Source organism: Sphaerisporangium sp. NBC_01403 (genome assembly GCF_045040145.1).
Taxonomy (GTDB): Bacteria; Actinomycetota; Actinomycetes; order Streptosporangiales; family Streptosporangiaceae; genus Sphaerisporangium; species Sphaerisporangium viridialbum.
In genome coordinates this window covers 3,791,322-3,817,180 of sequence record NZ_CP109534.1, presented here as the reverse complement: position 1 = coordinate 3,817,180, position 25,859 = coordinate 3,791,322, and the positions used below count along the sequence as shown (strand labels likewise).

Sequence of the window (25,859 nt, the reverse complement as noted above, 5' to 3'; positions counted from 1 at the left end):
CCCCGGCTGGGCCTCAGAGCTTGCCGAGCCCGCGGGCCAGGATGGTGGCGGTCTTCGCGATGGCCTTGTTGTCGGTGGCGAGGCCCGCGGAGCGGTTGGTGTAGATCGCCATGATGATGGGAGCGGCGCCCTTCTCGGGCCAGATGGCGGCGATGTCGTTCCCACCGCCGAACCCCGAGGAGTTGGTGCCGGTCTTGTCGCCGATCGTCCAGGTCTTGGGCAGGCCGGCGCGGATGCGCTCGTCGCCGGTCTTGTTCGCGATCAGCCAGGCGTTGAGCTGCTCCCGGTCCTTGGTGTGCAGCGCCTTCCCGGTCGTGAGCACGCGCAGGTCGCGGCCGATGGCCGCGGGCGTGGTGGTGTCGCGCTTCTCCTTGGGGGTCCAGTCGTTGAGTTCGGGGTGCCGGCGGTCCATACGGGAGATCGGGTCCTTCAGCGTACGGAAGTACTTCGTCAGGCCGGCGGGCCCGCCGATCTGCTTGAGCAGCAGGTTGGACGCGGTGCCGTCGCTCATCGTGACGGCAGCCTCGCACAACTGGGCGACGCTCAGGCCGTCCTCGACGTGCTTCTCGGTGATCGGCGAGTTGGGCTTCAGGTCGGCGGCCGTCCACTTGACGACCTTGCTCATCAGGCCGGGCTCGGAGGTGCGCGCCTTGTGCAGCACGGCCGCGCAGAGGGGCGCCTTGAAGGTGGACAGCAACGGGAAGCGCTCGCCCGCCCGATACGTCACCGTCTTGCCGGTGGCCGTGTCGATGGCGTACGCGCCGATGCGGCCCTTGAAGGACACCTCCAGCTTGCGCAGGTCCTTCCTGATCTGGGCCTCTCCCGAAACCGCCGCCGGCGCCGTTGCCGCCGCCGCCGGGGCCGCAGGCGCCGTTGCTGCCGCCGGCGCGGCCGAGGCTGTTTCCGCGCCGGGGCCGCAACCGGACAGGAGGGAGATCGCCAAGGCGGTCGCGGGCAGCGCGGCCGCGAGCCGGCGGGCGCGGAAGTATCGCATGTCAAATCCTTTGCTGGCCGTATGTCAGAGAGCAGGAGCAAAGCAGATGTGATCAGGAGATGTCTAATATCGGTCTTAGAAAGCAATCGATATCGATTTCCATATCGCCAACACCGGCCGCGCGTTCATCGTCGCAAAGTCCGCGGTTCCCGGTCTTCCACGCCAAATGATCACCCGGTCCCTGCGAATGTTGATCTACAATGTAAAGGACGTCGAAACGGTCCGGAGGCTTACGACCCGCGTCGGCACACCGCCCTGACCTTTCGTACGCCTTCTTGATCACACGTCAGTAGCGAGTCATGAGATGTCAGCGCCGGTCGAGGCGTCCGAGGATTTGGCCGAGGGCCTCGCGGTCGCCCACGCCGAGCCGGTCGTAGACCGCCGCGAGGTGGTTCGCGACCGTGCGGATCGAAAGGACGAGGCGCTCGGCGATCTGCCGGTTGGTCATGCCCGTGGCGGCCAGCGAAGCGATCTCGCGCTGCCGCTCGGTGAGATCGGGAAGGGCCAGGCGCACCAGGGCGGGGGTGCGCACGCCCTGGCAGCGGTCGGCGAGGGGCCAGGCCCGGGTCCGCGCGGCCTTGGCGGCGCGGGGACGGCCCGCCTCGTCGTGGAGGACCGCCGCCTGGACGGCCGCCTCCGCGGCGTGCACCGGCAGGTGCAGCGAATCGAACTCGGCGGACACCGCGTCAAGGGCTTCGCCGTCCTTCACTACGCAGGCCGCGGCATGCCGGGAGAACAGCATGGCGAGAGGGCCGTCGACCTCCCCGGCCAGCTCGGCCAGTCGCGGCGCGGCAAGATGAGCGGCGCCAAGGCGTACGAGGTCGTGCAAGGCGGTGAGCTCATAGGCTCGCAGCCGTCGCCCGGCCGCCTCGGCGGCGGTGCGCTGAGCCTGCTGTATCGCTCCAGGCACGTCACCGTCGGCGGCGAGCGCCCAGGTGCGGGCGAGCCAGAGCGGGTACATGACGAGATGGCCGGTCGATATGATCGCGTCCTCTGCCGCGCGCAAGGCGTCATGAGCGGCGGCCGCGTCGCCGCGCAACGCCAGCACATGGGCCAGCTGCCCGAGGCACTCGCCCGCGTACACGCTCCGTCGTGGCAGCCTCGCCGTCGCCTCCCGGCACAGCCGCAGGGCTTCGTCGAGCTCACCCCTGAGCCGGCACACGTGGGCCCGGTCGGCGCCGAAGCCGACGAGCGCGCGAGTCCACGCGCCGTACTCCTCTCCCAGCCGGTACCCCTCGATGGCGTACCTCTCGGCCGACGGCAGGTCGCCCATCACGATGGCGGCGGTGACCCCGTATTCGAGCAAGGAGGCGAGATAGCTCGGAAAGGTGTCCGAACGGCCTTCCTCGACGATCGCGACCGCCTTCCGTGCCCGCCCGTCGAAGGCGTACAGCCCCGCCAGCAACGGCTGGACCGACTGGAGGGTCCGCTCGTCGAGGGAGCCCATCGCCATCACCCGATCGAGCTCGGCCTCGGCCTCGGCGAGATCTCCGGCGAACGAGTCGATCAGGGCCTTGAGGACATGCCCGGCCTGGCGCGACACTTCGTCCGTCCCGGCCATCTCGTGCAGCAAGGCACGCGCCTCGCGCTCGCGGCCGAGACCCCAGTAGAGGTTGAGCGCGCGGGCCGCGGTGTACTCGATTCGCTGGCCGGCGTCAGTGAGTGTCACGTCCCACAGCACCTCCTCGGCCTCCTCGTACCGGTCGAGGTAGTGCAGGATCCGCGACAGGTTGAGGTTCGCCTCGGCGCCGCCACCCGCGGCCAGGGCGGCCCGGGCCAGCCGCTCGGCGAGCGCCAGATCGCGGGCGAGCCGCGCCATGCGGCAGGCCTCCATCAGCAGGCGAGGGGACGCGGTGGTGCCGCTGTCCAGTCGCCAGATCGCCGCACGTACCGCGTCCTCGCGCCGTCTCAGCCCGGCCGCCTCCACGGCCTCCGCGAGCCGCCGCAGCACCCGCCGCGCGCGGAGCTTGCCGCACCTGGCCCGCACGGCCTGCCCGTACAGGGGATGGGCCATGCGCGCCAGCAGCCTGCGGCCCTCCTGCGAGATCGTGACGAGCTGGCGGTCCTCCAGCCGTTCCAGCACGTCGGCCGGCCCGAGCCGGGCCACCAGCTCGGCGCCGATCGGCTCGCCGTACGCCACGAACTCCAGGACCTCCCGCTCGGCGTCGGTGACCGCGCCGATGCGCCGGTCGACCAGCTCTCGCAGCCGGGTCGTGACGGCGAGCTCACCGGTCCACCTCCACAACGCGCCGCCGGCCGCGAGCGCCCCTGTGGCCCGCCCCGCGAGAACCAGCTCGCGCAAGAACAGGGGGTTTCCCTGGCTCACCTGCCAGAGACGGTGCACGGTCTGGCCCTCGACCTGCCCGCCGAGCGCCCCTGACAGCGCCTCCCCGGTCTCCTCCGGTGACAGCGGCGCCAGCTCCAGCCGCTGGACCAGGTCTTCCTTCCACAGGCTGATCACCGCGTCCGGTGCGGGCGCGCCGCTGCGTACGGTCGCGATCAGCCGCGCCTCGCCGTGGTGGACCAGGTGGTGGACGAGGGCGGCGGACGCGGCGTCGAGCAGGTGGGCGTCGTCGACGGCGAGCAGCAGACGGCCCGCGCGCAGCTCTTTCGCGGCCCACCGCAGCGGGTTGATCTGGTGTTCCGGCGGGGTGGGCAGGAGGTGGGCGAAGGCGCCGAACGGCAGCTCGGCCGCCGCCTCGGTGGCGCGGATCGATGCCAGGGTGAAACCCTCGGCGTGGCCGACGGCCTGCGCGGCGAGCCGGCTCTTGCCGACTCCGGCGGCCCCCGCGATGACGACGCCGCCCGCTTCGACGGCCTGCCTGATCGCGGCGAGCTGCGCCGCACGGCCGGCGAAGGGCCAAGGGGTCCGCACGGCGTCGAGCGTAGTTGAGTAGGCCATACTCATGCGAGACCTCGCGTCACCGGAGCAGGCTCGGCCCATGACGGAAATCGACGGCCTGGTGAAGCCGGCCATCATGACCCAGGTGGTGCGGGAGGTCGTCGGACGCGCGGACGCCGAACTCGGCGACTGGCATGTCGAGGCCGTCGACTACCACTCGCCCTCCCCAAGCACAATGTCGCTGTCACGGGTTAAGGGCACGACGACATGGGGCGAGACCTGGTCGTTGTTCGTCAAGTCCATCGGCTCGCCCCGGTACTGGCCGTTGATCACGGTGGTGCCGGAAGAGATGCGGGAGGACTTCATCGTGTCCTTCCCGTGGCGGGCCGAGCTGGAGGCGCACACCTGTGGCCTGCCGCTTCCCGACGGCCTCAGGTTGCCCCGCCTGTTCCACGCCGACGCTCTCGGAGACGACCGCGTGGTCCTGTGGATGGAGGACGTACGGATGGGGCCGCAGGACTGGAGCCTCCCGCGATATCGAACGGCCGCCCGGCTGCTGGGAAGACTCGCGGCGATGCGACCGGCGGCAGGGGCCTCGTCCACACCCGGCCCGGGACTGCGTCCCTACTGCGCGGGCAGGGTCGCGCACGAGCTGCTCCCGGTGCTGAGGGACCCGGCGACCTGGGAGCACCCGCTGGTCGCCAGGCACGCGGACGCGTCGCTCCGCGACGACCTGCTGGCCTTGGCGGAGCGGATCCCCGCCTTCCTCGACGCACTGGACATGCTGCCCCAGACGCTCGTCCACGGTGACGCCTGCCCGCAGAACCTGTTGATCCCGGCCGACGGCTCGGCGGAGTTCGTGGCGATCGACTGGAGCTGGCCGGGCGCGTACCCGGTCGGCTTCGATCTCGCGCAGCTCCTGGCCGGGCTGGCCTTCGCCGGCGTCACAGAACCCGGCGACCTGCCCGCGATCCACGCCGAGATCATGACGGCGTACACCGAGGGTTCCGGTGGCGACCCCGGTGAGGTCGCCTTCGGCTATGTGGGGACCTCGCTGCTGCGCTGCGGCTTCAGCGCGCTGCCCGGCGAGCTGCTTGACCAGGAGCCGACGCCGGCGCTGGACGAGCTTTTCCGCAAGCGAATGAGGCTCGCCAGGTTCATCGCCGATCTCGGCCTGCGATTCTCAGCGGGTTTTTAGTTGTGTAGATCTCGCGGAGTGCCCGCCTGCGCGCGCAGTGCGGCGGCCCGCTCCTCCAGGAGCCGGGCTTGCTCCTCCAGAGATGGTTCTGGTGCGGCCGTGATCTGCTCGGCCGACGGTGAGGACCCGGCCGGTCCCTGGGCCGGGCCGGCGGGATTCTCCTCGTTCATCTTGGCGGTCTCCGACTTGAAGATCCGCAGCGACTGTCCCAGGGCGCGAGCGGTGTCGGGCAGTTTCTTCGCGCCGAACAGGACCACGAACGCCAACGCCACGATCACCCAATGCACCGGGCTAAGCGAACCCATGGCACCGGCTCCCTTCTTGTTGTTCCTCGTTGGACAACAGCGTACGGTGCCCCCCATTCGCTTACGTCGCCGCACTGCTGCTTGTCGTCCCGGTCTGCTTTCCTGAGCGTAAGCACCTGCGCTCAGGACTCCCCGAACCCGGAGAAGGAGATGCTGGAGGAGGCGCCTCAGGGGAAGCCGTGGCGGGGCTCGTCGAAGCCTGGCGGCCCGTCGTACTCCTCATCGTTCTCATGGACCTGCTCGCCGGAGCGGAGCAGAGATCTGGTCAGCGCCTCGCGCTCGCCGAGCATGTCCTGCAGCGCCCCGCCCAGGTGCTGGTCGGTGAGCGTCGGCACGGTGTCGCCGTTCCGCAGCGCTGCGAGCACCGCGCGGCGCAGCAGCTCCTTGAAGAACGACGCCGTGGCGCCCTCGGTCTTGGCCACGATCGGCTCGATGTCGGCCTCCAGCCGCAGGTCGCGGGCATAGAGCCGGAGCAGCGCGGCCCGGCGGCATCCGGTTTGGGGATCTCCACGGCCAGATCGACCCGGCCGGGACGGTCGGCGAGCGCCCGCTCCAGCACGTCCGCCCGGTTGGTGGTGAGGACGAACGTGACGTCGGCGTCGGCGCCGACCCCGTCCATCGCGTCGAGCAGCGCGAACAGCAGCGGGTTGCCGTCCTCGGTGTAGGAGCGGTCGCGGGCGACCAGGTCGACGTCCTCCAGGATGACGATCGCCGGCTGCAGCCGCCGGGCGAGCCCCGCGGCCTGGGTGACGTATCGGATCGCCGAGCCGGTCATCACGATCACCGTGCAGTCGCGCATCCGGCCCATGAGGTAGCGGACACTGTGGGTCTTGCCGGTGCCAGGCGGGCCGTGCAGCAGCAGGCCGCGCTTGAGGTGCTGGCCGTGCTCCCGCAGCCGCACCGCGTGCTCGGCGATCCCCACGATGTGCCGCTCGATGGTGGCCAGTACGCCGTCGGGGAGGATCACCTGGTCGGCGGTCAGCTCCGGACGCGGGAGAAACGTCACCAGGTCGTTGCCGCGGTGCTCGCTCCACACGAACGACAGGATCTGACCCTGGTAGACGTCGTGCTCGCGCATCAGGCGCTCGATCTCGTCGCGGGTGCGCTTGGCGCCGTGCCGGTCCGGGGCCAGCACGACCACCTGACAGTGCGGCATGTGCTCGTGCCCCGCCCGCACCCCGACCACCACCGGAGTGCCGTCGGGAGAGCGGGTCAGGACCAGGCCGAGGGAGATCACTTCGGTGGTCTGGTCGGGGCCGGTCGCGGCTGTGGCGTAGTCGACCGCGCCGGGCTCGAACCGCTCCCAGCCGCGGTCCGCGCTGGCCAGCATGTTGACGAAGTCGTTGTGCTCGCGCCCGTGTCCGGCGATCCCGAACCACTCGGCCCCGGAGCTGTGCGCGGCCAGGTAGGCGTCCACGCCGCGCTGCAGGTTGACGTGCTCCCAGGCGGGGAAGGTCTCGACCACGTTGACGACGTTCTTCAGATCGCATCCGAGGTGCCCGGTCACCCGCGCCACCAGCTCGGGCTTCTCCCGTGCCGCGTCCAGCTGTTGATGCGCGTCTTTCAGAATCTCGCTCAGAGCCTGGGCCAGCCCTTGGGCGTCACTGAGGTCCATGCGTCCACATTGGCAGACTTCCCCGACAGTTCCGCCCCGATGCGACGGCGGGCCGAAGCTGTTGACGGGTGGCACGGCGTTTCGTACGTTCCACGAGGGGCCGTCTCCTGTCTCCCAGGCTGGAAGGGGTTGCGATGACCGCCGAGCCGGATCCGAACGGGAGTTGGCCGGACATCGTCCCGGGGCCGCTCGCCACGCCGCCGCCGGAGTTCGCCCACAGGCGCGAGTCGGGGCCGCTGGAGCCGGCGGCCATGCCCAGCGGAGACCGCGTCCCGCTGGCCGTCAGGTACGAGGACGTCCGCGCTCTGCTGGCCTCGCCCACGTGCAGCCGCAACCTGCGCATACCAGGGCTGCCGCGGCTGGTGAGCGGCATAGGCATCGACGACGACCCGGACGCGCTGATCAATCAGGACCCGCCTGAGCACACCCGCTACCGCCGGATCATGCAGGGCACCTTCACTCCGCGCCAGATCGAACCGTGGCGCCCCCGCATCGCGAACATCGCCAGAGAACTCCTCGACGCGCTGGGCGACGACTTCGACCTGGTCCAGGGATACGCGCTGCGGCTACCGGGCCATGTCATCTGCGAGATGCTCGGCGTGCCGATGGACCACTACGAGCAGTTCGTCCGGTGGACGGACATGTTCCTGACCACCTCCACGGCCAACGAGCAGGCACGTTACGAGGGCTACACCGAATTCATGGCCTATGCCGCCGACCTGGTCGCCCAGCATCGGGCCAGGCCCGGCGATGACCTTGTCGACCTGCTCATCCAGGCCAGGGACGAGGACGACCGGCTGTCGGAAGGTGAGCTGGTCAACACCGTCTTCTCTCTCATCACGGCCGGTCACGAGACGACGGCCTCAATGATCGCCCGCGGTGTCTTCAGGTTGCTCCTCCACCCCGGCCAGTGGGCCGAGCTGGTAGCGGACCCGGCCCTCACTGCCACCGCGGTCGAGGAGATCCTCCGCTTTGACGGGCCGCCCGCCAGCGCCTTCATGCGCCGGGTCACCGAAGACATCGACCTTCCCAGTGGCTCGCTGGGCGCCGGGACGGTCGTCATGCCGAACCTGAACGCCGCCAACCACGATCCGCAGGCGTTTCCCGAGCCGGGCCGGTTCGACATCCACCGCTTCGTCCACCACCCCCCGAACCCGCATGTGGCATTCGGTTACGGCCCGCATCGCTGCCTGGCTGCCAGCCTCGCCAGGGTCGAGCTCACCGAGGCGATCAGAGCCTTGGTCACCCGGCGGCCCGCCCTCCGCCTGACCGCGTCACCCGAATCGGTGACCTGGACCGATGGCCTGGTCTACCGGCCCGTCGCCATGCACGTGACCACGGGCGGATGACCTCATCCGTGTGAGCCGCTCGTTCGTGATCAGAAATGCGCCGAGGCCGTGTGCGATGTTTCCGCAACGCCACCGGCGCCCCCCGGTCAGAGTCGATCGGGGGGCGCCGGCCGTGTGTCACCGCTGGGACGGAGCGGCTGTGTGGATCACGGGTAGGAGGTGACGGTGGACGGGACGGTGGCGGTGCCGGACGCCGGGGCGCCGGTGTCGTTGATGACGTGGTTGTACTTGCCCATGCCGCCGAGGGAGACGACGAGCACGCTGTGGAACTTCACGTTCGGCTTCACCGGAACCTCGAAGCCGTGGTCGGCCTCGATGGCGGGGTCGCTGGTGAAGTTGCAGTAGCTGCCCAGGCCCCAGCCCTCGTGGGTGGTGACCGCGTTGTCCACCTTGTAGGCGGCCCAGCCCTTGATGCCGCCGTTCATGTACGAGGCCTGGTTCGGCGGGTCGTAGGGGAGCTCGTTCTGGAAGAAGATGGTGCGGCCACGCTCGCCGAGCCACTCCACGTTGTACTTCTGGTAGTGCTCGACGAAAAGGCCCGTGGCGAGCACGTCGTCGCCGTACACCCGCAGTCCGTAGTCGGCGGTGTTGACGGTCCAGCCGACGCCGCTGCCGTGGTCGGCACGCCAGAGCCAGGTGTGGTCGATGATCACGTCATCGCTGTAGACGGCCACGCTGGTCGTCGCCTTGCCGGCGAACTGCCCGCCGATGCGGACGAACACGTCCTGCATCGACGTCGGGTTGGCGGAGTGGTCGGTGTGGACGCCCTGCCGCCCGATCTCCAGCAGCGTGGGCGAGTTGACCGTGCCGGCGTCGATCAGGAAGCCGTTGAGCTTCACCCCGTCCACGTCGGCGACCTTGATCGCGGTGACGCCGTTGTCGGGGACCAGCGTCGCGAGTCCCAGACCCATGACGATGGTGTCCGCCCTGTTCACGTTGAGCGTCTGGCTCAGGTGGTAGATGCCCGGAGTGAACAGCAGGTGCAGCCCCTGGGTGAGCGCCTGGTTGAGGGTCGCGGCGGTGACGCCCGGCTTGGCGACGTAGAACTGGTCGAGCCCGATGGACGTGCCCGGGGTCGCGCCGCCCGCCCAGGTGGTGCCACGCGCGTTGACGCGCTTGCTGGGGACGAACACCTTGTAGGTGTTGCCCTCCAGGTACAGGTACGGCTTCTCGCGGCTGACCGGCGTGTTGTTCAGCGTCGTGTACCGCGGCTCGGGGAAGGCGTTGGCCGGAGCGCCCTCGACGCCGGAGAAGACCATGTTCCAGACGCCGTTGGTCCAGCCGCCGATGGTGCTCTCGCGGGTGTACCACTGCTGCTGCGAGTACGGCCCGACGGTGCCGTCGATCTTGCTGTCGGCGATGTAGCCGCCGCTGGCCCAGCCGTAGCCCGACGGGGCCAGGTTCAGCCCGCCCTTGATGTGCATGCGGCGGAACGGCGCGGCCTGGGCGACCGCCCATCGGTTGGTGCCGTCGTAGGGGGCGACGGACAGGTTCTCGGTCGACCGCCAGAAGTTCTGGGTGGCGTTGCCGTTGAACCAGCCCGCGTCGACGCTGACACCCTTCACCGTGACGTCGTCGGGGTTGCGCCCGAGGCCGTAGACCGAGGTGTAGAAGCCGGTGTTGACGTTGACGTCGTAGCTTCCCGGCTTGAACATCAGCGCGTACCGTCCGTTGCCGAACTGCGCCGCCTCCTGCTGGGTGAAGATCTGGTTGATCTGCGACTGGATGGTGGCGGCCGACATGGAGGAGTCGAAGACCTTCACGTTCGGGCCGAGGTCACCGCCACCCGGCAGCTGCGGCCCGCCGCCCCCGGTCGTGTGGACGGCGACCTCCCACAGGGAGTAGCCGTAGCCGGTCCCGCGGGCGGTGCCGTAGATGCGGACGTACCGGCCCGAGCCCGTCACGTCGTAGGACGCGACGCCACCGGTGGCGCCGGTGACCTTCTTCAGGTCGGTCCAGGTCGTGCCGTCGGCGGATGCCTGGATCGCGAAGTCCTTGCCGTACGCGGCCTCCCAGTTCAGGTCGATCTTGCAGATGTCCTGAGCCGAGCCGAGGTCGACCTGCACCCACTGCGGGTCGCTGGACAGGCTGGACCAGCGGGTGCCGGTGTTCCCGTCGAAGGCGTACTTCGCGGCGAGGTCGGCGCCCTGTTGTGAGGACGCGCTCGCGGGCTTGTTCAGCGCGGCGTTGCCGGCGTCGCACGGGCCGGTGGTGCCGCCGCCGGTGTCGCCGTACACCTGGAACTCCCACAGGGAGTATCCGTAGCCGGTGGCACGGGTGCTGCCGAGCATCCGGACGTAACGGCCGTTGCCCGTCACCGTCAGGGTGTCGATGCCACCGTCACCGCCGGTGACCGTCTGCAGGTCGGTCCAGGTCGTGCCGTTCAGCGAGGACTGGATCTTGTACCCGGTGGCGTAGGCGGCTTCCCAGTTCAGCACGACCTTGCTGATGGGGGCCGCGGCGCCCAGGTCCACCTGGAGCCACTGCGGGTCGCTGGCGGCACTGGACCAGCGGGTGGCGGTGTTGCCGTCCACCGCGTAGGCCGCGGGGGTGCCGGCGTTCTCCGTCGACGAGGCCGTCGCGGTTTTCCCCTGCGAGAGCAGGGTCTCGGCGGCGTGCGCCGGGGCGACGACCGCGGGTACGGCGAGCAGGCCGCCCAGGACCGCGAGTGCGGCCCCGATGGGTCTCAGTCTCATGTCATTCCGTTTCCACTTTTCGAAGGTACGGGGGGGGTACGGGGGCGCCTCCCGCCCACGGATGCGCTCGGTGCTCGGCCATGGCCGGTGGATCGAGCACCGCTCGCGAGGGCGGGTTGTCCGGCACCTAGCACTAGATGCCGGAATCGTGAAGCGAGTGGCCGTAGGAGTTGCCGCGCGGGGTGAGTGCGAGCCGGGGTTCGGGGAGGTCGAGGTCGTCGGACCCTCGGTCGCCGGTCGTGGTGGCCTGGGCGCTGGTCCAGGCGGGGCCGTTGGTGGAGGTCGGGATCTCGTACGCGTTGCGGAGCTCATCCCCGTCGAGGTCGTCGGCGGCGGACCTGCCGGCGGCGGGTGCCGCGGTCCGCGAGCCGACCATCATGGCGGTGATCGGACCGCGTTCCAGCTCGCCGAATCGGAACCGGCCCGGACGTCGACCTGGATACACGATCTCTCCTCGTGAAAGGGGATGCCTGTCGCACGGGGCGACAAGAATGTGGGAGAGCGCTCTCCGACATGAGAGTGCCCTTGGCGAGTGATCGGTGTCAAGGCTCATCTTTCAACACGGAAGAAACGTGCTGCTTACCCGCCGGAAACCTGACCGCCCGAATCTCGTCCCCTTCGGGCGCCGCGGTCGCATGATGTCCGGGTCGCAGGTTTCCGCCCAGGTGGCCGCGGGGGTCGGCGAACCTCCCTCGCCAAAGGCATTGACCGTCGGATCTGATTAGGCGCGCTTCGGCCCTTGACAACCCGTGACAGCGCGGACCACTCTCATGGAGAGCGCTCTCCTCTCCAACGACGCCACGGCTCCCCCCTCGAACCGAGGAAGAAGCCGTGTACTCATCCGGAAGGCAGCCGAGCCGTATGCCAGGAGGTCAAATGGGCAAGGAGGCGAGCCAGGCGGTCAGGATGTCGTTGACCTCCTCGGGGCGCTCCTGCTGAATCCAGTGGCCGCAGCCGTCGAGCAGGTGGGAGGAGACCAGGCCGGGCAGGGTGGCCGGGTATGCCTCGATGGCGTCGGCCATCCAGGTGGTCGAGGCGTCCAGCGTGCCGCCGATGAACAAGGACGGCCGGGTGATGGGGGAGCCGTCGAAGCCGGCGAGGTCTTCCCAGTCCCGGTCCATGTTCCGGTAGCGGTTGAGCGCCCCTCTCATGCCGGTCCGCTCGAACTCCGCGGCGTAGACGTCGAGGTCGTCCTCACTGAGCCAGGCGGGGAGCCGCCCGGCGGGGAACCGGTCGCGCAGCGTCCCGCCTCGGGAGGCGAAGTGCGGGTCCGGGGCGCCGGCGGCCGGCATGGTGTCGGCGGACAGGGCGGCGTAGAAGCCGGCGAGCCAGCCGCGGACGTCTGGTTCGATCTCGGCTTCGGCCCGGCCGGGCTCCTGGAAGTAGCTGACATAGAACTCCTCCTCTCCGCCCATCCGCGCGAACACCTCGCTGGGCCGCGGCCCGCCGCGCGGGGCGTACGGCACGCTCAGCAGCCCGACCGCGCGGAACACGTCGGGCCTGACGAGAGCGGAGTTGGCGGCGATGGTCGCGCCCCAGTCGTGGCCCACGACCACAGCCGTCCGCTCGCCCAGGGCTTCCACCACGGCGACGTTGTCCTCGACCAGGTCGAGCATCCGGTACGCGGCCGTGTCCTCAGGCTTGGAGGATCGGCCGTAGCCGCGGACGTCGACGGCCACGGCCCGGTAGCCGGCCGAGGCCAGTACCGGCATCTGGCGACGCCAGGAGTACCAGAACTCCGGAAACCCGTGCACCAGCAGCACAAGCGGCCCGGATCCCTGCTCCACCAGATGGATACGGCCCGCCGGCGAAGAGACCATACGATGCGTGATCTCCGTGGCCGTAAGATATTGCGACATCAATCCTCCCCACTCGCGATCCTCGTGTGCCGGGATCACGTCACCGGCGGTCCGCCAGGCGTCCAGCGGCCGTTGCCCTCATCGTGCCGCGGACGGCGAGGCCGTAGCGAATCACGTTGCCGCTCCGGCAAACCGGCCCGGGATGTGATTCAGCCTCCGTAGAGATCGAAGCCGTCATGGGCATCTAGCGGTCGCCGAGGGCGCGCACGGTGACGTCCAGCCGGGAGGCGAGCTCTCTCACGGTCGTGCCGTACGTCTCGGCCACGGTCACACCGTCCGCACCGATGTGGAAGACCGCCTGATCGGTGTAGAGGCGGCTCACGCAGGCCAGGCCCGTGAGCGGGTAGGTGCACCGGGGGACGAGCTTGGGCGTGCCGTCCTTGGCGAACAGCGTCATCATGACGAACACGTCCTTGGCACCGGTGGCCAGGTCCATGGCGCCGCCGACGGCGGGGATCGCGTCCGGGGCGCCGGTGTGCCAGTTGGCGAGGTCGCCGCGTTCGGAGACCTGGTAGGCGCCGAGCACGCAGACGTCGAGGTGGCCGCCGCGCATCATCGCGAAGGAGTCGGCGTGGTGGAAGTAAGACGCGCCGGGCAGCTCGGTGACCGGGATCTTGCCGGCGTTGATGAGGTCGGGGTCGATCTCGTCGCCGTGCGCGGCGGGCCCCATGCCGAGCATGCCGTTCTCGGTGTGCAGGACGACCCCCGAATCGGAGGGGAGGTGGTCGGCGACCATCGTCGGCTGGCCGATGCCAAGGTTCATGAACGAGCCGGCCGGGATGTCGCGGGCGACGAGGGCGGCGAGCTCGTCACGGCCGAGCGGGCCGCGGTCGAGGTGCTCGACCGTACGGCCGGCGGGGTGCGAGAAGCCGGTCATGAGGCTGCCTCCGCTGCGCTCAGGTCCAGGATCCGGTCGACGTAGACGCAGGGGGTGACCACGGCCTCGGGGTCGAGCTCGCCGGTCTCGACGACCATGCTCACCTGCGCGATCGTCACGGTCGCGGCGGTCGCCATGACGGGCCCGAAGTTGCGGGCGGTCTTGCGGTAGACGAGGTTGCCCATCCGGTCGCCGGCATGGGCGCCGATGAGCGCGACATCGCCCTTGATGGGGTATTCCAGCACGTAGTCACGCCCGTCGATGGTGCGCGTCTCCTTGCCCTCGGCCAGCGGCGTGCCGACGCTCGTGGGACAGTAGAAGCCGCCGATCCCCGCCCCGGCCGCGCGCATGCGCTCGGCGAGGGTGCCCTGCGGGACGACCTCCAGCTCGATCCTCCCCTGCCGGTAGAGGCCGTCGAACACCCAGGAGTCGCTCTGGCGCGGGAACGAGCAGATCATCTTGCGTACGCGCCCGGCGGCGAGCAGCGCCGCCAGGCCGGTGTCGCCGTTGCCCGCGTTGTTGCTGACCACGGTCAGGCCCGTGGCGCCCTGCCGGATCAGCGCGTCGATGAGCGTGACCGGCATGCCGGCCATCCCGAAGCCCCCGATCAGGACGGTGGAGCCGTCCTCGATCCCCGTGACGGCCTCGTCGGGGTCGCCGACGATGGCGGTCATGACGCGCTCACGTTCTCGAGGACGTCGGCCAGGCCCTGGCCGACGCCGATGCAGATGGCGGCGACGCCCCACCGCTCGCGCCGCTCGCGCAGGACGTGGGCGAACCCATGGCGTCCCCTCCTTCCACGCGACTGTTCGTTCTGCGAACTCGCGTTCTCCTTACGAACAGGACGACCCTATTCCATAGCCGATCGGCACAACAGGCAGGCGGCGGCCGACCTACAGCCGGTCCCAGCCCTCGGCTCCTCGTCTAGCCAGGCAGCACGCGGACCTCGGCGCTGGGCAGGGTGGCCCACCAGCGGTCGTAGCGGCGGTAGGCCCGCGGTTCGCGGTCGGTCAGGAGCGCCACGAGCGACCTGGCTTCGGCGGCGAGCCCATCCCATGCCTCACCGGAAAGCCGGTGGAACGCGGTGGCCTCGATTCCTCCCTCGACCGGGCGCCACACCCCGGCGACGTAGCCGTCGACGAGCAGCGTCGGCAGCACGTCGCCGTTCGACCGGGCGACCAGCTTTCGGTAGTCGGGCGGGATGACCCGGCTCCGGTCGGCGTAGGCGAGCAGGATGCTGTCCCACATGGCCAGCAGCCTTGGCGGGGCCGGCGTGTCTTCATGGGGGCGCGGTGCGCCGGAGACGTCGAAGAGCTCGGTGCCGTCGGGCCCTTCCAGCCGCTCCAGCGCGCCGGAGACGGCATGCACGGCGTCCCGTGCTCTGGAACGCTGAACCAGGGCGAACTGCGCGACGTCCGCCACCGATGCGGGGCCGAACCCCTCCAGATAGCGCTGAACCAATGCCCGCAGGCACTCGTCAGGCGTGCCTTCAGGCGTGGGCGGCGTCCCGGCCGTGACGTACGACGGCCGGGAACCGAACGACCACGGCGCGCCGGTGGGGGCGTGCAGCAGCGGCGCGAACGACCGCAGCGCCCACCACACGCCCTTCGGGAGGACCGCGAGCCGCGTGTGAAGCCAATCCTCCACCTCGGCCGCCGTACGGGGCCGGCCCGCGAACTCCAGCAGGTGCGGGACCAGCATGTCGGCGTCGGCGGCGGAGAGCCCGCTCGCCGTGAAGCGACGGTCGCCGAGCCTGGCGCCGCGTAGCGTCGGCCGCATGGCCGTGTGCATGGCCGGATGGTCGTCCGCGTGCACGACGTGCAAGGTGATCCGCATCAAGGTCGCCTTCACGAGCGTACGGTCGCCGAAGGCGGCGTCGAGGTCGACCGGGTCGAAGTCGGTGAGCCGGTTCCAGAGCGCGACGTAGGGCGAGGCGGGCTGCTGCGCCTGCAGGGCGACCACGCGGCGCACCGCGTCGCCGACCTTGAGTGCCTCCCGGCGCAGGAGCAACTGCCGGCCGAGCGTGGCCCGGTTGAGCTCTCGTGTAGTCATACGCATGCCGAAGAGTGTCTCGCGACAGCTTCCGTAGCGCCGAACCCGTCGGATGACCTGCCGCGCATCGGCAACCGGGTCCAGATGGAAATGAACCCGGGCGGAGCGCCGGAAAGCCTGTCGGAAATACCGTGATCGAGACGAAATCGAGACAAAACAGCCATCGTAAGACATTGCGCGACCGTAGATCATTCGTGGGAACGCCTTTCCGGTCCATTGACCTGCTAGGCGGCGTTTTTCCGCTCCTAAGGTGATCGTTCGGGAAGGTTTGCCGATGTCTTTGCCGCGCCAGGGGACGGGCCATGTGCCCCCAACCGCTTTCCGTAGTCCGGGATCAGTACGCCGCGGCGCCGCGGCCCTGGGTCTCGCCGCCACCATGACCCTCGCGGGGGTCGCCACGAACTCGGCCACCGCCGACGCGGCGGCCTCCGTCGGACCGGTCATCCAGGACGGCATGGCCCAGCCGGTGTTCTCGGCCAACCGCAACGACTGGATCCGCGAGGAGGTGTGGATCGAGACCCCGGTCGACAGTGACGGCGACGGACGGAACGACCGGGTGCACGCCGAGGTCACCCGCCTTCGGGAGACCGAGACGGCCGGCCTGAAGTCGCCCGTCGTGTACGAGGTCAGCCCCTACTACGCCGGCGGCAACCCGATCACGAACCACAACGTCGACCACGACCTCAACGAGGCGGTCCGCCCGGGCAAGGGCTGGCAGAACCGCGGTGGTTCGGTGCGGAACCCGGCGACCGACGAGCGGCTGGCCGTCGCGGCCGACGCCGACGAGGCCGTGGCCGGTGCCGGCCCGCAGCCCGCCATCAGCACCAGCCACGAGTCCAACTGGCTGCCTCGTGGTTTCGCGGTGGTCCACGCCGAGTCGCTGGGCAGCGGCAAGTCCGACGGCTGCCCGACCACCGGTGGGCGCAACGAGACCATCGGCGCGAAGTCCGTCGTGGACTGGCTGAACGGCCGCGCGAAGGCTTACAACGCCACCGGCGGGGAGGTCAAGGCGCCCTGGACGACCGGCAAGGTCGGCATGATCGGCACCTCCTACAACGGCACCCTGCCCAACGCGGTCGCGAGCACCGGCGTCGACGGCCTGGAGGCCATCGTGCCGATCTCGGCGATCTCCAGCTGGTACGACTACTACCGCGCGAACGGCGCCGTGGTCGCACCCGGCGGCTACCAGGGCGAGGACACCGACGTGCTCGCGGAGTACGTCTACACCCGCGCGGACAGGCAGGTCTGCCGGAGCGTCATCGAGGAGCTCGCGAAGGCGCAGGACCGGGTCACCGGCGACTACAACGCCTTCTGGGACGAGCGCAACTACATGAACGACGTCGGCAAGGTCCACGCCGCGGTGCTGGTCGCGCACGGGCTCAACGACTGGAACGTCAAGACCAAGCACGCCGCGCAGTGGTACGAGGCGCTCAAGGCGCGCGGAGTGCCGCACAAGATCTATCTGCACCAGGGCGGGCACGGCGGCTCGCCCAGCGTCAACGTGCTCAACCGCTGGTTCACCCGCTACCTCTGGGGTTACCAGAACGGGGTGGAGAACGACCCGCGTGCGCTGATCCAGCGCGAGGACAGGACGCTGGTGGAGTACCCGGAGTGGCCGGAACCGGCCGCGGCGGCCGCGGAGCTCAACCTGGCGCCCAGCACGGACGGGACCCCCGGTGTGCTCACCGGCGACAAGACGCGTCAGGGCAAGCCGGTGACCGAGACGATCGTCGACGACGCGTCCAAGCGGGCGCAGGCCCTCGCCGACGCCGTGACCTCCCCGAACCGCCTTGCCTACAAGTCCGGGGCGCTGACCGGCGCGGTACGGCTCAGCGGCACGCCGCAGGTGTCGCTGCGGATGAGCTTCGGACGGCCGGCCGCGAACGTCACGGCGCTGCTCGTCGACTACGACCAGAACGGCAAGGCGAAGATCATCACCCGGGGCTGGGCGGATCCGCAGAACCGCAAGTCGATCTCGGAGACCGAGCCGGTCAAGCCGGGCAGCCCGTACCGCCTCGACTTCGACATGCAGCCGCATGACTACGTGTTCCAGGCGGGACACCGCGTCGGCATCGTGGTGCTGTCGAGCGACTACGAGTACACCATCCGGCCCACCCCCGGCACGACGCTGTACCTCGACACGACGAAGAGCACGGTCACGCTGCCGCTCGTCGGCGGGGCGGCCGCGTTCACCGCGGCGAACGGCTGACCAGGGGTCCCGACCGGCTGAGCGGGCCGCCAGGCGGCGGCCCGCTCAGCCTTTTGCTGCCGGTTTCCGGCGACTCGGACCCCCTTACCCCGCTGAGCAGGGAGATCTTTGGCAGCCCGGCTTGACGGGGCGGACGGCAGGGGGTGTCCTGGAGGGGACGGCACCTCGTTCGGTGAGGCGTCTGCGCGGACACAGGCCACTGACCCCACGACATCGAGAGATGCCCAGGGTCAGGACAGGTCTCCCCGGCTTAAGGGGTGACCCCAAGTGGCTTCCCGGGTTCGGGATCAAGCCGCGCAGTGCCAAAGCTCTTACATGAGGGGTGCCGGCGATCGAGGTGACCATCCGCCCTTGGACGGCGAGTGCTACGGCGCTCGCGCACGCGTCGTGGGCGGCGAAGGTAAGGAGGTGGGCGCGTTGGACGGTGATTGCCATAGTCACTGGTCCCGTTCCATGACACCCCGCACCCGCCACCGGCGGCACCGCGGACGGCGCGGCCTCTAGGGCGCCGAGCCCCGGCTTCCGTCCGCCTTCGCGCCGAAACGGTGCCCTTGCGGGGCGTCCTCTCGCGTAGGTGGAGGAGGTCCGCCATGACCATCACGATCAAACTGCTACCGAGCGGTGACCTGGGCCGGGCGCTGCGCGCGCTGTGGCCTCTGGCCCTCATCGCGCTGCCCGTGGTCGCGGAAGCCGCAGGCGTGTCCCTGCTCGTGCGCCTGATGCTGGAGGTCTCCATGCGGATGGCCGACCGCGCCGTACGCCCCGAGCGGGCATAGGCGCCCTGGTGAGGTGACCGACGGCCGGCCCGGGGGAGTGGCTCCGGCGGGCCGGCCGTCGGTCACTTGCCGAAACCGGCGGTCAGGCCGCTGAGCAGCTGGCGGCGGCCGATCACGTAAAGGATCAGGATGGGGAGCGTGGTCAGCACGACGGAGGCGAGCACGGCGGGCACGTTCACGCTGTACTGCCCCTGGAAGCTCCACAGCGCGAGTGGCAGCGTGCGCTTGTCGGGGCTCTGGGTGAGGATCAGCGGCAGCAGGAATCCGTTCCAGATCGTCAGCGCGTTGTAGATCGTCACCGTCACCACGGCCGGCCGGGTGAGCGGGAAGGCAAGGCGCCAGAGCGTCATGATCTCGCCCGCGCCGTCCAGCCGCATCGACTCGAACAGCTCCTTGGGCACGTCGCGGATGAAGTTGGCGAGGACCAGCACCGACAGCGGGATCGCGAAGGCGATCGACGGGAGGATCAGCGCCGTCAGTGAGTCGTAGAGGCGCAGCCGGATGATGATCAGGTAGATCGGGATGATGGTCGCCTGCAACGGGATGGCGAGGCCCATGAGGAAGAGCGAGTTCACCCCGCGCAGGAAGCGACCGGTGCCGCCCCGGACGATCGCGTACGCCGCCATGAACGCGAACGCGACCGCCGGGACGACCGCGCCGATGGTGACGATGAGGCTGTTGAGGAAGTACAGCGGGAAGTCCGATTCGATGACCATCTTGTAGTTGGCCAGGGTCGGCTCTCCGGGCGGCGCCAGCGGGTTGGTCGCGTAGTAGGTGCTCTGCGACTTGAAGCTGGTGACGACGATCCAGTAGATCGGCACGATCACGACCGCCAGCCACAGCCAGCCAACCGCCCCGCCCAGCCAGTTGGGGCGCTCGCCGGTCGTGCCCGGCCGCCGCCGCGTGCGCGTTCCGGGCGCGGTGGCCCGCTCGACTCCCGTCGTGTGGGTCATGCCCATGGTCAGGCCCCTTCCAGCTGGCTGGCGTTGGCGTTGCCGCCGCCGAGCCGGCGCAGGAACAGCGCCAGGGCGAGGCCCACGAGGACGAGGATGACGGCGATCGCGCTGGCCGGTCCCATGAGGTTGGCCTGGAACCCGCGCTTGTACATGTCCAGGGCGAGCACCCGGGTGGCGTCGCCGGGGCCGCCCGCGGTCAGCACGAAGATCAGGTCGAAGAAGGTCAGGGAGCCGACGACCATGAGGGTGGAGGAGGTGAGGATCGTGTACTTGAGCTGCGGCAGCGTGATGCTGAAGAACTTGCGGATCCGGCCCGCGCCGTCCAGTTCGGCGGCCTCGTACATGGAGCGCGGGATCTGCCGCACGCCGCCCTGGTAGATCAGCGAGTGGAACGGGATGAACTGCCACGACACCACGAAGATCACGACGCTGAAGGCGAGGACGGGCTCGCCGAGCCAGTCCTGCGTGAGCAGCCCGATGTGCAGCCCGGCGCCGAGCCCGAAGTTCGGGTCCAGCAGCGCCTTGTACGTGATGGCGATGGCGGCCGAGCTGAGCAGCAGCGGGATGAAGTACAGCACCGCCAGCACCGCGCGGTAGCGCTGGTGCCCGGCCAGGAACACCCCGATCAGGATGCTGGCCGGCGTCTGGACCGCCCAGGAGGCGGCCATCACCAGGAACGTCACCCACAGCGCGTGCGGCAGGCCGGGGTCACTGAGCACGGCCCGCCAGCTCGTGAGCCCGGACATCTGTATCTCGCCGAGCCCGTCCCAGGAGGTGAAGCTGAGCAGCAGGACCCCGATGAGCGGGATGATCCCGAAGGCGAGGAAGACCGCGAGGGCCGGCACGGCCAGCCACGGGAGGACGCCGCCGCGGGCCCCTCGCGTGGCGGCCGGCGGCGTCTCTCTCCGGGCGGGGGTGGCGAACACGCTCAACTGCCGATGACCGCGTTCATGTTCGACACGAACTGCTGCGGCGTGATCGAGAGCTGGAACAGCTTGGCGATGTTGTCCAGCAGCACCTCGGCCGCGGTGGGGCTGAGCGCCTGGTCCCAGGACTGGGCGAACGTCTTGGCCTGGCTGGCGACGCCGTAGACGAACTTCAGCCAGTCGGCGTCCTTGGAGGAGGCGAACGAGCTGTCAGCGCCCTTGACGATCGGCACGGAGCCGATGCCCACCCATTCCTTGGCTTCCTGGTCGCTGAGCACGCCGGTGGCGAAGAACTTCTTGGCGATCTCCTTCTGCTCGGCGGTGGCCTTGGAGGAGATCGACAGGTACTGGCCGGGGTTGCCGACGGTGTTGCTCGGGTCGCCCTTGCCCCCCTCGACCGGAGGGAAGTTCATGTAGCCGAGGTTGCCGCCGGAGACAAAGTCGCCGCCGTCGGTCGACATGCTGCCGTACGTCCAGCTGCCGTGCAGCATCATCGCGGCCTTGCCGGTGTACAGCAGCGCCTGGTCGGCGTTGGAGTCGGCCGTGATCGAGGAGAAGCCCTTGATGAACCCGTCGGCCTTGATGAGCTCCTGCATCTTGGTCAGGGCTTCGAGGGCGGCGGGGTGGGACCAGGCGTCCTTCTTGGCGTCGAACACGGCCTGGAACACCTCGGGGCCGCCGATGCGGTCGAAGAGGAACTCCAGCCACATCATGTTCGTCCAGCGGGACTGGCCGCCGAGGGAGAACGGGGCGATGCCGGCGGCGTTGAACTTGGGGACCAGGTCCATGATGTCGCCCCACGACTCCGGCGGCTTCGCGCCGATCTTGTCGAAGAGCTTCTTGTTGTAGAACAGGACGATGGGCTGCACGGTCTCGCACGGCATCGCGTAGATCTTGCCGTCGATCGTCGCGGCCCCGAAGGAGGAGGGGAACAGCCGGTCCTTCACGGCGGCGTTCTGGTCGAAGAACGAGGTGAGGTCCTCCACCTGGCCGGCCTGCACATAGGTGCGCAGCGTCCCGCCGCCCCAGCCCCAGATGATGGTGGGCGCCTGGCCCGCGCCGATCGCCGTCTTGATCTTCGTCTTGTACGCGTCGTTCTGGAAGACCGTCCCCGTGATCTGGCCGTTGGGGTTGGCCTTGTTGAACTGCTCCACGGCCCTGGTGCGCACACCTTCCTGCGGCTGGACCGACAGGTACCAGTAGGTGGCCTTGCTCCCGCCGCCACCCCCACTACTGGCCCCGCCACCGGCGCCGGCCCCGGTCGGGCCGGAGGTGCCGCAGGCCGCTAACGCGGCCCCGAGGGGGAGCCCCATGGAGAGGATGAGGAAGTTGCGGCGAGATGTTGTCCTGGAATCCACGCTGATCTCCGTACGTCGAATGCCTGGGCGGGGGCGCGGCTCCATGCGAAACATCAGATGCGGTGGCCGGCGGTCGTGGATCAGCACCTCCGGTGCCACGCGTCCGCTCCTCCTTGATCAGCTTGTCGAAACATTTTCGAAACAGGCCGCGTGGCACGCCAATTTAGATTTCCGCTACTTGCCTGTCAAGGGTGATCCCACACCCTCGCCAGCGCCCGATGAGGCGTGTGTAAGGTACTCTCGCACGGGTGTTCACCTGGTGATCTCCCGTGAACCACGTATTCGGGCGGAGCTGTCACGGAGTGTCGAAAAGTTTCGGACAGTTGCGGGAACAAGTTCTTTCTTGAGGAGAGCAGATGACGGCGCTAGATCGGGCTTCTGCGGCGGACCAGATCCTCCGGCCATGGCAGGACCCGTCACTCCCCGTCGCCGACCGGGTCGACGCCCTCCTCGAGGAGCTGACCCTGGAGGAGAAGGTCGGCCAGCTCGGCAGCCGGTGGATCGGCAACGACATGCAGCTCGACCAGGGCGGGGAGCCCGAGGACGATGCCGCGGGCCCGCTGAACGTGGCCCCGATGCAGGACGTCTTCACGGCCTCGGGAACCGTGCCCTTCGAGGAGGCGATCCGCCACGGGCTCGGCCACCTGACGCGGGTGTTCGGCAGCGCTCCGGTGACCGCGGCGGAGGGCGCCGCCGAGGTGGTGCGGCTGCAGCGCGAGGTGGTGGAGAGCTCCCGGCTCGGCATCCCGGCACTGGTCCACGAGGAGTGCCTGACCGGTTTCACCACCTACGGCGCGACGGTCTACCCGGCGGCCATCGCCTGGGGCGCGACGTTCGACCCGGACCTGGTCGAGCGGATGGCCGCCGCCATCGGGCGGGACATGCGCGCCGTGGGCGTCCACCAGGGGCTGTCGCCGGTGCTGGACGTGGTGCGCGACTACCGCTGGGGCCGGGTCGAGGAGACCATGGGCGAGGACCCGTACCTCGTCGCGATGCTCGGCGCGGCCTACGTGCGCGGCCTGGAGAGCGCCGGGATCATCGCCACGCTCAAGCACTTCGCCGGATACTCCGCCGCCCGGGCGGCCCGCAACCACGGCCCGGTGCCGATGGGCCGGCGCGAGCTGATGGACATGATCCTGCCGACGTTCGAGACCGCCATCGTCGAGGGCGGCGCGCGTTCGGTCATGAACTCCTACTGCGACGTGGACGGCGTTCCCGCCGCGGCCGACTCGTGGCTGCTGACCGACCTGCTGCGGGGCGAGTGGGGGTTCACGGGGACGGTCGTGTCGGACTACTGGGCGGTCCCGTTCCTCGCGACGACGCACCAGGTCGCCGCGGACACCGACGAGGCCGGGGTGCAGGCGCTGACCGCGGGCATCGACGTCGAGCTGCCCGACACGCTCGGCTACGGCCAGCACCTGACCGAGCGGGTGCGGCGGGGCGAGCTGCCGGAGTCCCTGGTGGACCGGGCCGCCCGCCGCCTGCTCACGCAGAAGGTGGAGCTCGGGCTGCTGGACCCCGGCTGGACGCCGGAGAAGTCGGTGGCCGGGGCGGAGGCCGTGGACCTGGACTCGCCGGCCAACCGCACTCTGGCCCGTGAACTGGCCGAGCGGTCGATCGTGCTGCTCGACGCGGGCACCGCGCTGCCACTGCTCGGCGAGGGGCGTCCGGAGCCGCGCCGGGTCGCCGTGGTCGGGCCCTGCGCCGACGACCCGCGCACGTTCATGGGCTGCTACGCCTTCCCCAACCACGTGCTGCCCCGTCATCCGGGGCTCGGGCTCGGCGTGGACGCGCCCAGCCTGATCGACGCGCTGCGCGCCGAACTGCCGGGCGCCGAGCTGGTCCACGAGCGAGGCTGCGACGTGCGGAGCGAGGATCGGTCCGGCTTCGCCGCCGCGCTGCAGGCGGCCCGCGAGTCCGACCTGTGCGTGGCCGTCGTCGGCGACCTGGCCGGGCTGTTCGGGCAGGGAACCTCGGGCGAGGGCTGCGACGCCGAGGACCTGCGGCTGCCCGGGGTGCAGGAGGACCTGCTGGTCGAGCTGGCCGCCACCGGCACGCCGGTCGTGGTGGTCGTGGTGTCCGGCCGCCCGTACGCGCTGGGTGCGGTGTCCGGCACGGCCGCCGCGCTCGTCCAGGCGTTCATGCCGGGCGAGGAGGGCGGGGCGGCCATCGCGGGCGTCCTGTCCGGCCGGGTGCAGCCCGGCGGGAAGCTGCCGGTGCAGATCCCGCGGAGCCCGGGCGGGCAGCCGGGCACCTACCTGCAGCCGCCGCTGGGCTCCAACAGCCACGGCATCAGCAACCTCGACCCCACCCCGCTGTTCCCGTTCGGCTACGGCGCCTCGTACACCACCTTCGAGATCGACGACCTGCGGATCAGCGACGCCGAGGTGCCCACCGGCGGCGAGTTCACCGCGTCCGTGCGCGTGCGCAACACCGGAGAGCGGGCGGGCGAGGAGGTCGTCCAGCTCTATCTGCACGACGTGATCGCCCAGGTCACCCGGCCGGTGCTGCAGCTCGCCGGGTTCGCCCGGGTTCGCCTGGAGCCGGGCGCGAGCGCGCGGGCGACCTTCACCGTGAGCGCCGACCGCACCGCCTTCACCGGGCGCGACCTGCGGCGCGTCGTCGAGCCCGGCGACATCGAGGTCTTCGCGGGCGCGTCGGCCTCCGACCTGCCCTGCCGGGGCCGCGTACGGTTGACCGGCCCACCGCGTCACGTCGGCCGCGGCCGCCGCCTGGTCACGCCCGTGGACGTCGAGCCGGCACCGGGCTCCGGCGCCGCACTACAGGGGGGAACAGATGCCGGCCAGTCGTAGACGGGCCACGCTGGCCACGGTCGCGGCCTCGGCGGGCGTGTCGGTCGCGACCGTGTCGAAGGTGCTCAACGGCCGCAGCGACGTCGCCCCGGCGACCCGCTCGCTCGTGCAGTCGTTGCTGGAGCAGCACGACTACGTCGCGCTGCCGCAGCGACGGGGCGAGACGGCCGTGCTCGACACGATCGAGGTGGAGTTCGACACCGATCTCAACGCGTACTCGACCGAGATCGTCCAGGGCGCGGTGGAGGCCGGGGCGGAGCTCGACGTGGCGATCGTGGTGAGCATCCGGACCAACGCCGACCGCACCGGAACGTGGGCGCGCGACCTGGCCGCGACCGGGCGGCGGGCGCTGATCGCCGTCACCAGCGAGCTGACCACCGGGCAGCTCGCCGCCCTGTCCCGCGCGCAGTTGCCACTGGTCGTGATCGACCCGCTGAACCTGCCGCAGACCGAGGTGACCAGCGTCGGCTCGACGAACTTCGCCGGGGGCCTGGCCGCGACGCAGCACCTGCTCGGGCTCGGGCACCGTCGCATCGCCTACCTCGGCGGCCCGGCCACCGCCGCCTGCAACCAGGCCCGGCTGCACGGCTACCGCGCCGCCATGGAGGCGGCGGGCGCTCCTGTTCCGCCGAGTTACGTGCGGACGAGGCACTTCCACTACCAGGACGGCGTGGCGGGCGGCGCGGCCCTGTTCGACCTGATCGAGGCCCCCACGGCCATCTTCGCCGGCTGCGACGAGATCGCGCTCGGCGTGCTGGAGGCCGCCAGGGCGCGGGGGTTGCGAGTGCCCGAGGACCTCAGCATCGTGGGCTTCGACGACACCCAGATCGCCCGGATGGGCTCGCCGCCGCTGACCACCGTGCGCCAGCCGCTGCGGGAGATGGGCGGCGTCGCGGTGCGCACGGCGCTGCGCCTGGCGGCCGGGGAACGCGTCGACTCCCACCACGTCGAACTCGCCACCGAACTCGTGGTACGCGGCTCCACCGCCCCCGCCTCCCCAACAGCGCCCGGCCACGCATAACCGTTCAGGCGGT

At 70.2% G+C, this 25,859-nt stretch carries 20 protein-coding genes and 1 riboswitch; of the genes, 6 read left to right on the top strand and 14 right to left on the bottom strand.

Going from position 1 to position 25,859, the window contains the following annotated elements; all coding sequences use genetic code 11:
- Positions 1 to 13 precede the first annotated feature (13 nt).
- Both bla and OG589_RS17420 read right to left on the bottom strand, forming a co-directional pair.
- Complete coding sequence (gene bla, locus OG589_RS17425; protein WP_405150299.1) at positions 14 to 994, bottom strand: class A beta-lactamase; 981 nt, start codon at positions 992 to 994, stop codon at positions 14 to 16.
- Positions 995 to 1,301: 307 nt separating this feature from the next.
- Positions 1,302 to 3,869 (bottom strand): LuxR C-terminal-related transcriptional regulator, encoded by a 2,568-nt coding sequence (locus tag OG589_RS17420; protein ID WP_405150297.1) that lies wholly within the window; start codon positions 3,867 to 3,869, stop codon positions 1,302 to 1,304.
- Between the two features lie 67 nt (positions 3,870 to 3,936).
- Between OG589_RS17420 and OG589_RS17415 the strand changes: the two genes are divergently transcribed.
- Positions 3,937 to 5,034, top strand: coding sequence for a phosphotransferase (locus OG589_RS17415; protein WP_405150296.1), 1,098 nt, complete (start codon positions 3,937 to 3,939; stop codon positions 5,032 to 5,034).
- On the opposite strand, the gene tatA is transcribed toward OG589_RS17415, so the two are convergent.
- The 3 genes from tatA to OG589_RS17400 form a co-directional block, all read right to left on the bottom strand.
- Positions 5,031 to 5,339 carry a Sec-independent protein translocase subunit TatA gene (gene tatA / locus OG589_RS17410; protein ID WP_405150294.1) on the bottom strand — a complete coding sequence of 103 codons (309 nt, stop codon included), beginning with the start codon at positions 5,337 to 5,339 and terminating at the stop codon, positions 5,031 to 5,033. The genes OG589_RS17415 and tatA overlap by 4 nt on opposite strands.
- Before the next feature lie 167 nt (positions 5,340 to 5,506).
- Positions 5,507 to 5,629 carry a hypothetical protein gene (locus OG589_RS17405; protein ID WP_405150292.1) on the bottom strand — a complete coding sequence of 41 codons (123 nt, stop codon included), beginning with the start codon at positions 5,627 to 5,629 and terminating at the stop codon, positions 5,507 to 5,509.
- Entirely contained in the window at positions 5,605 to 6,954 is a 1,350-nt protein-coding gene (locus OG589_RS17400) for an ATP-binding protein (protein ID WP_405150290.1), read from the bottom strand. Before OG589_RS17400 ends, OG589_RS17405 begins: the two co-directional genes overlap by 25 nt.
- Positions 6,955 to 7,088: 134 nt before the next feature.
- Here OG589_RS17400 and OG589_RS17395 point away from each other — a divergent pair, with 134 nt between their 5' ends.
- Positions 7,089 to 8,303 (top strand): cytochrome P450, encoded by a 1,215-nt coding sequence (locus tag OG589_RS17395; RefSeq protein ID WP_405150288.1) that lies wholly within the window; start codon positions 7,089 to 7,091, stop codon positions 8,301 to 8,303.
- A gap of 146 nt (positions 8,304 to 8,449) precedes the next feature.
- Here OG589_RS17395 and OG589_RS17390 read toward each other — a convergent pair whose 3' ends face one another.
- The 6 genes from OG589_RS17390 to OG589_RS17365 form a co-directional block, all read right to left on the bottom strand.
- Positions 8,450 to 10,999: a discoidin domain-containing protein gene (locus OG589_RS17390; RefSeq protein WP_405150286.1), complete on the bottom strand. Its 2,550-nt coding sequence runs from the start codon at positions 10,997 to 10,999 to the stop codon at positions 8,450 to 8,452.
- Positions 11,000 to 11,132: 133 nt separating this feature from the next.
- Positions 11,133 to 11,444 carry a hypothetical protein gene (locus OG589_RS17385; RefSeq protein ID WP_405150284.1) on the bottom strand — a complete coding sequence of 104 codons (312 nt, stop codon included), beginning with the start codon at positions 11,442 to 11,444 and terminating at the stop codon, positions 11,133 to 11,135.
- Between the two features lie 427 nt (positions 11,445 to 11,871).
- Positions 11,872 to 12,819, bottom strand: a complete 948-nt coding sequence (locus OG589_RS17380; protein WP_405150283.1) for an alpha/beta fold hydrolase — start codon at positions 12,817 to 12,819, stop codon at positions 11,872 to 11,874.
- A gap of 223 nt (positions 12,820 to 13,042) precedes the next feature.
- The gene (locus OG589_RS17375; protein WP_405150281.1) at positions 13,043 to 13,735 is read right to left on the bottom strand and encodes a 3-oxoacid CoA-transferase subunit B; all 693 of its coding nucleotides are present in this window, start codon (positions 13,733 to 13,735) and stop codon (positions 13,043 to 13,045) included.
- On the bottom strand, positions 13,732 to 14,409 hold the full coding sequence (locus OG589_RS17370; protein WP_405150279.1) for a 3-oxoacid CoA-transferase subunit A: 678 nt from the start codon (positions 14,407 to 14,409) through the stop codon (positions 13,732 to 13,734). The genes OG589_RS17375 and OG589_RS17370 overlap by 4 nt, the downstream gene beginning before the upstream one ends.
- Before the next feature lie 250 nt (positions 14,410 to 14,659).
- On the bottom strand, positions 14,660 to 15,793 hold the full coding sequence (locus tag OG589_RS17365; RefSeq protein ID WP_405150278.1) for a winged helix DNA-binding domain-containing protein: 1,134 nt from the start codon (positions 15,791 to 15,793) through the stop codon (positions 14,660 to 14,662).
- A 370-nt stretch (positions 15,794 to 16,163) separates the two neighbouring features.
- Here OG589_RS17365 and OG589_RS17360 point away from each other — a divergent pair, with 370 nt between their 5' ends.
- Complete coding sequence (locus tag OG589_RS17360; RefSeq protein ID WP_405150276.1) at positions 16,164 to 17,996, top strand: Xaa-Pro dipeptidyl-peptidase; 1,833 nt, start codon at positions 16,164 to 16,166, stop codon at positions 17,994 to 17,996.
- Positions 17,997 to 18,153: 157 nt separating this feature from the next.
- A riboswitch (M-box (ykoK) riboswitch) is annotated at positions 18,154 to 18,325 on the top strand.
- Positions 18,326 to 18,586: 261 nt separating this feature from the next.
- Positions 18,587 to 18,772: a hypothetical protein gene (locus OG589_RS17355; RefSeq protein ID WP_405150274.1), complete on the top strand. Its 186-nt coding sequence runs from the start codon at positions 18,587 to 18,589 to the stop codon at positions 18,770 to 18,772.
- 62 nt (positions 18,773 to 18,834) lie between these two features.
- Here the strand turns inward: OG589_RS17355 and OG589_RS17350 are convergent, their stop codons facing one another.
- Genes OG589_RS17350 through OG589_RS17340 form a run of 3 tightly spaced genes read right to left on the bottom strand, consistent with a single transcriptional unit; the run spans position 18,835 to position 22,012 of the window.
- Positions 18,835 to 19,731 carry a carbohydrate ABC transporter permease gene (locus OG589_RS17350; RefSeq protein ID WP_405150273.1) on the bottom strand — a complete coding sequence of 299 codons (897 nt, stop codon included), beginning with the start codon at positions 19,729 to 19,731 and terminating at the stop codon, positions 18,835 to 18,837.
- Positions 19,732 to 19,733: 2 nt separating this feature from the next.
- A complete protein-coding gene (locus OG589_RS17345) occupies positions 19,734 to 20,654 on the bottom strand; it encodes a carbohydrate ABC transporter permease (RefSeq protein ID WP_405152060.1) in 921 nt (306 codons plus the stop codon).
- A gap of 2 nt (positions 20,655 to 20,656) precedes the next feature.
- On the bottom strand, positions 20,657 to 22,012 hold the full coding sequence (locus OG589_RS17340; protein ID WP_405150272.1) for an extracellular solute-binding protein: 1,356 nt from the start codon (positions 22,010 to 22,012) through the stop codon (positions 20,657 to 20,659).
- A gap of 356 nt (positions 22,013 to 22,368) precedes the next feature.
- Here OG589_RS17340 and OG589_RS17335 point away from each other — a divergent pair, with 356 nt between their 5' ends.
- Positions 22,369 to 24,825, top strand: a complete 2,457-nt coding sequence (locus tag OG589_RS17335) for a glycoside hydrolase family 3 N-terminal domain-containing protein (RefSeq protein WP_405150270.1) — start codon at positions 22,369 to 22,371, stop codon at positions 24,823 to 24,825.
- Entirely contained in the window at positions 24,809 to 25,846 is a 1,038-nt protein-coding gene (locus OG589_RS17330) for a LacI family DNA-binding transcriptional regulator (RefSeq protein ID WP_405150268.1), read from the top strand. Before OG589_RS17335 ends, OG589_RS17330 begins: the two co-directional genes overlap by 17 nt.
- The last annotated feature ends 13 nt before the right edge of the window (positions 25,847 to 25,859 follow it).

What these genes read in the sequence shown, in the direction of transcription:
- bla (WP_405150299.1), bottom strand. Translation starts at nt 994, where the DNA reads ATGCGATACTTCCGCGCCCGCCGGCTCGCGGCCGCGCTGCCCGCGACC.
- OG589_RS17415 (WP_405150296.1), top strand. Translation starts at nt 3,937, where the DNA reads ATGACGGAAATCGACGGCCTGGTGAAGCCGGCCATCATGACCCAGGTG.
- tatA (WP_405150294.1), bottom strand. Translation starts at nt 5,339, where the DNA reads ATGGGTTCGCTTAGCCCGGTGCATTGGGTGATCGTGGCGTTGGCGTTC.
- OG589_RS17405 (WP_405150292.1), bottom strand. Translation starts at nt 5,629, where the DNA reads ATGCTCGGCGAGCGCGAGGCGCTGACCAGATCTCTGCTCCGCTCCGGC.
- OG589_RS17400 (WP_405150290.1), bottom strand. Translation starts at nt 6,954, where the DNA reads ATGGACCTCAGTGACGCCCAAGGGCTGGCCCAGGCTCTGAGCGAGATT.
- OG589_RS17395 (WP_405150288.1), top strand. Translation starts at nt 7,089, where the DNA reads ATGACCGCCGAGCCGGATCCGAACGGGAGTTGGCCGGACATCGTCCCG.
- OG589_RS17390 (WP_405150286.1), bottom strand. Translation starts at nt 10,999, where the DNA reads ATGAGACTGAGACCCATCGGGGCCGCACTCGCGGTCCTGGGCGGCCTG.
- OG589_RS17380 (WP_405150283.1), bottom strand. Translation starts at nt 12,819, where the DNA reads ATGGTCTCTTCGCCGGCGGGCCGTATCCATCTGGTGGAGCAGGGATCC.
- OG589_RS17375 (WP_405150281.1), bottom strand. Translation starts at nt 13,735, where the DNA reads ATGACCGGCTTCTCGCACCCCGCCGGCCGTACGGTCGAGCACCTCGAC.
- OG589_RS17370 (WP_405150279.1), bottom strand. Translation starts at nt 14,409, where the DNA reads ATGACCGCCATCGTCGGCGACCCCGACGAGGCCGTCACGGGGATCGAG.
- OG589_RS17365 (WP_405150278.1), bottom strand. Translation starts at nt 15,793, where the DNA reads ATGCGTATGACTACACGAGAGCTCAACCGGGCCACGCTCGGCCGGCAG.
- OG589_RS17360 (WP_405150276.1), top strand. Translation starts at nt 16,164, where the DNA reads ATGACCCTCGCGGGGGTCGCCACGAACTCGGCCACCGCCGACGCGGCG.
- OG589_RS17355 (WP_405150274.1), top strand. Translation starts at nt 18,587, where the DNA reads ATGACCATCACGATCAAACTGCTACCGAGCGGTGACCTGGGCCGGGCG.
- OG589_RS17350 (WP_405150273.1), bottom strand. Translation starts at nt 19,731, where the DNA reads ATGGGCATGACCCACACGACGGGAGTCGAGCGGGCCACCGCGCCCGGA.
- OG589_RS17335 (WP_405150270.1), top strand. Translation starts at nt 22,369, where the DNA reads ATGACGGCGCTAGATCGGGCTTCTGCGGCGGACCAGATCCTCCGGCCA.
- OG589_RS17330 (WP_405150268.1), top strand. Translation starts at nt 24,809, where the DNA reads ATGCCGGCCAGTCGTAGACGGGCCACGCTGGCCACGGTCGCGGCCTCG.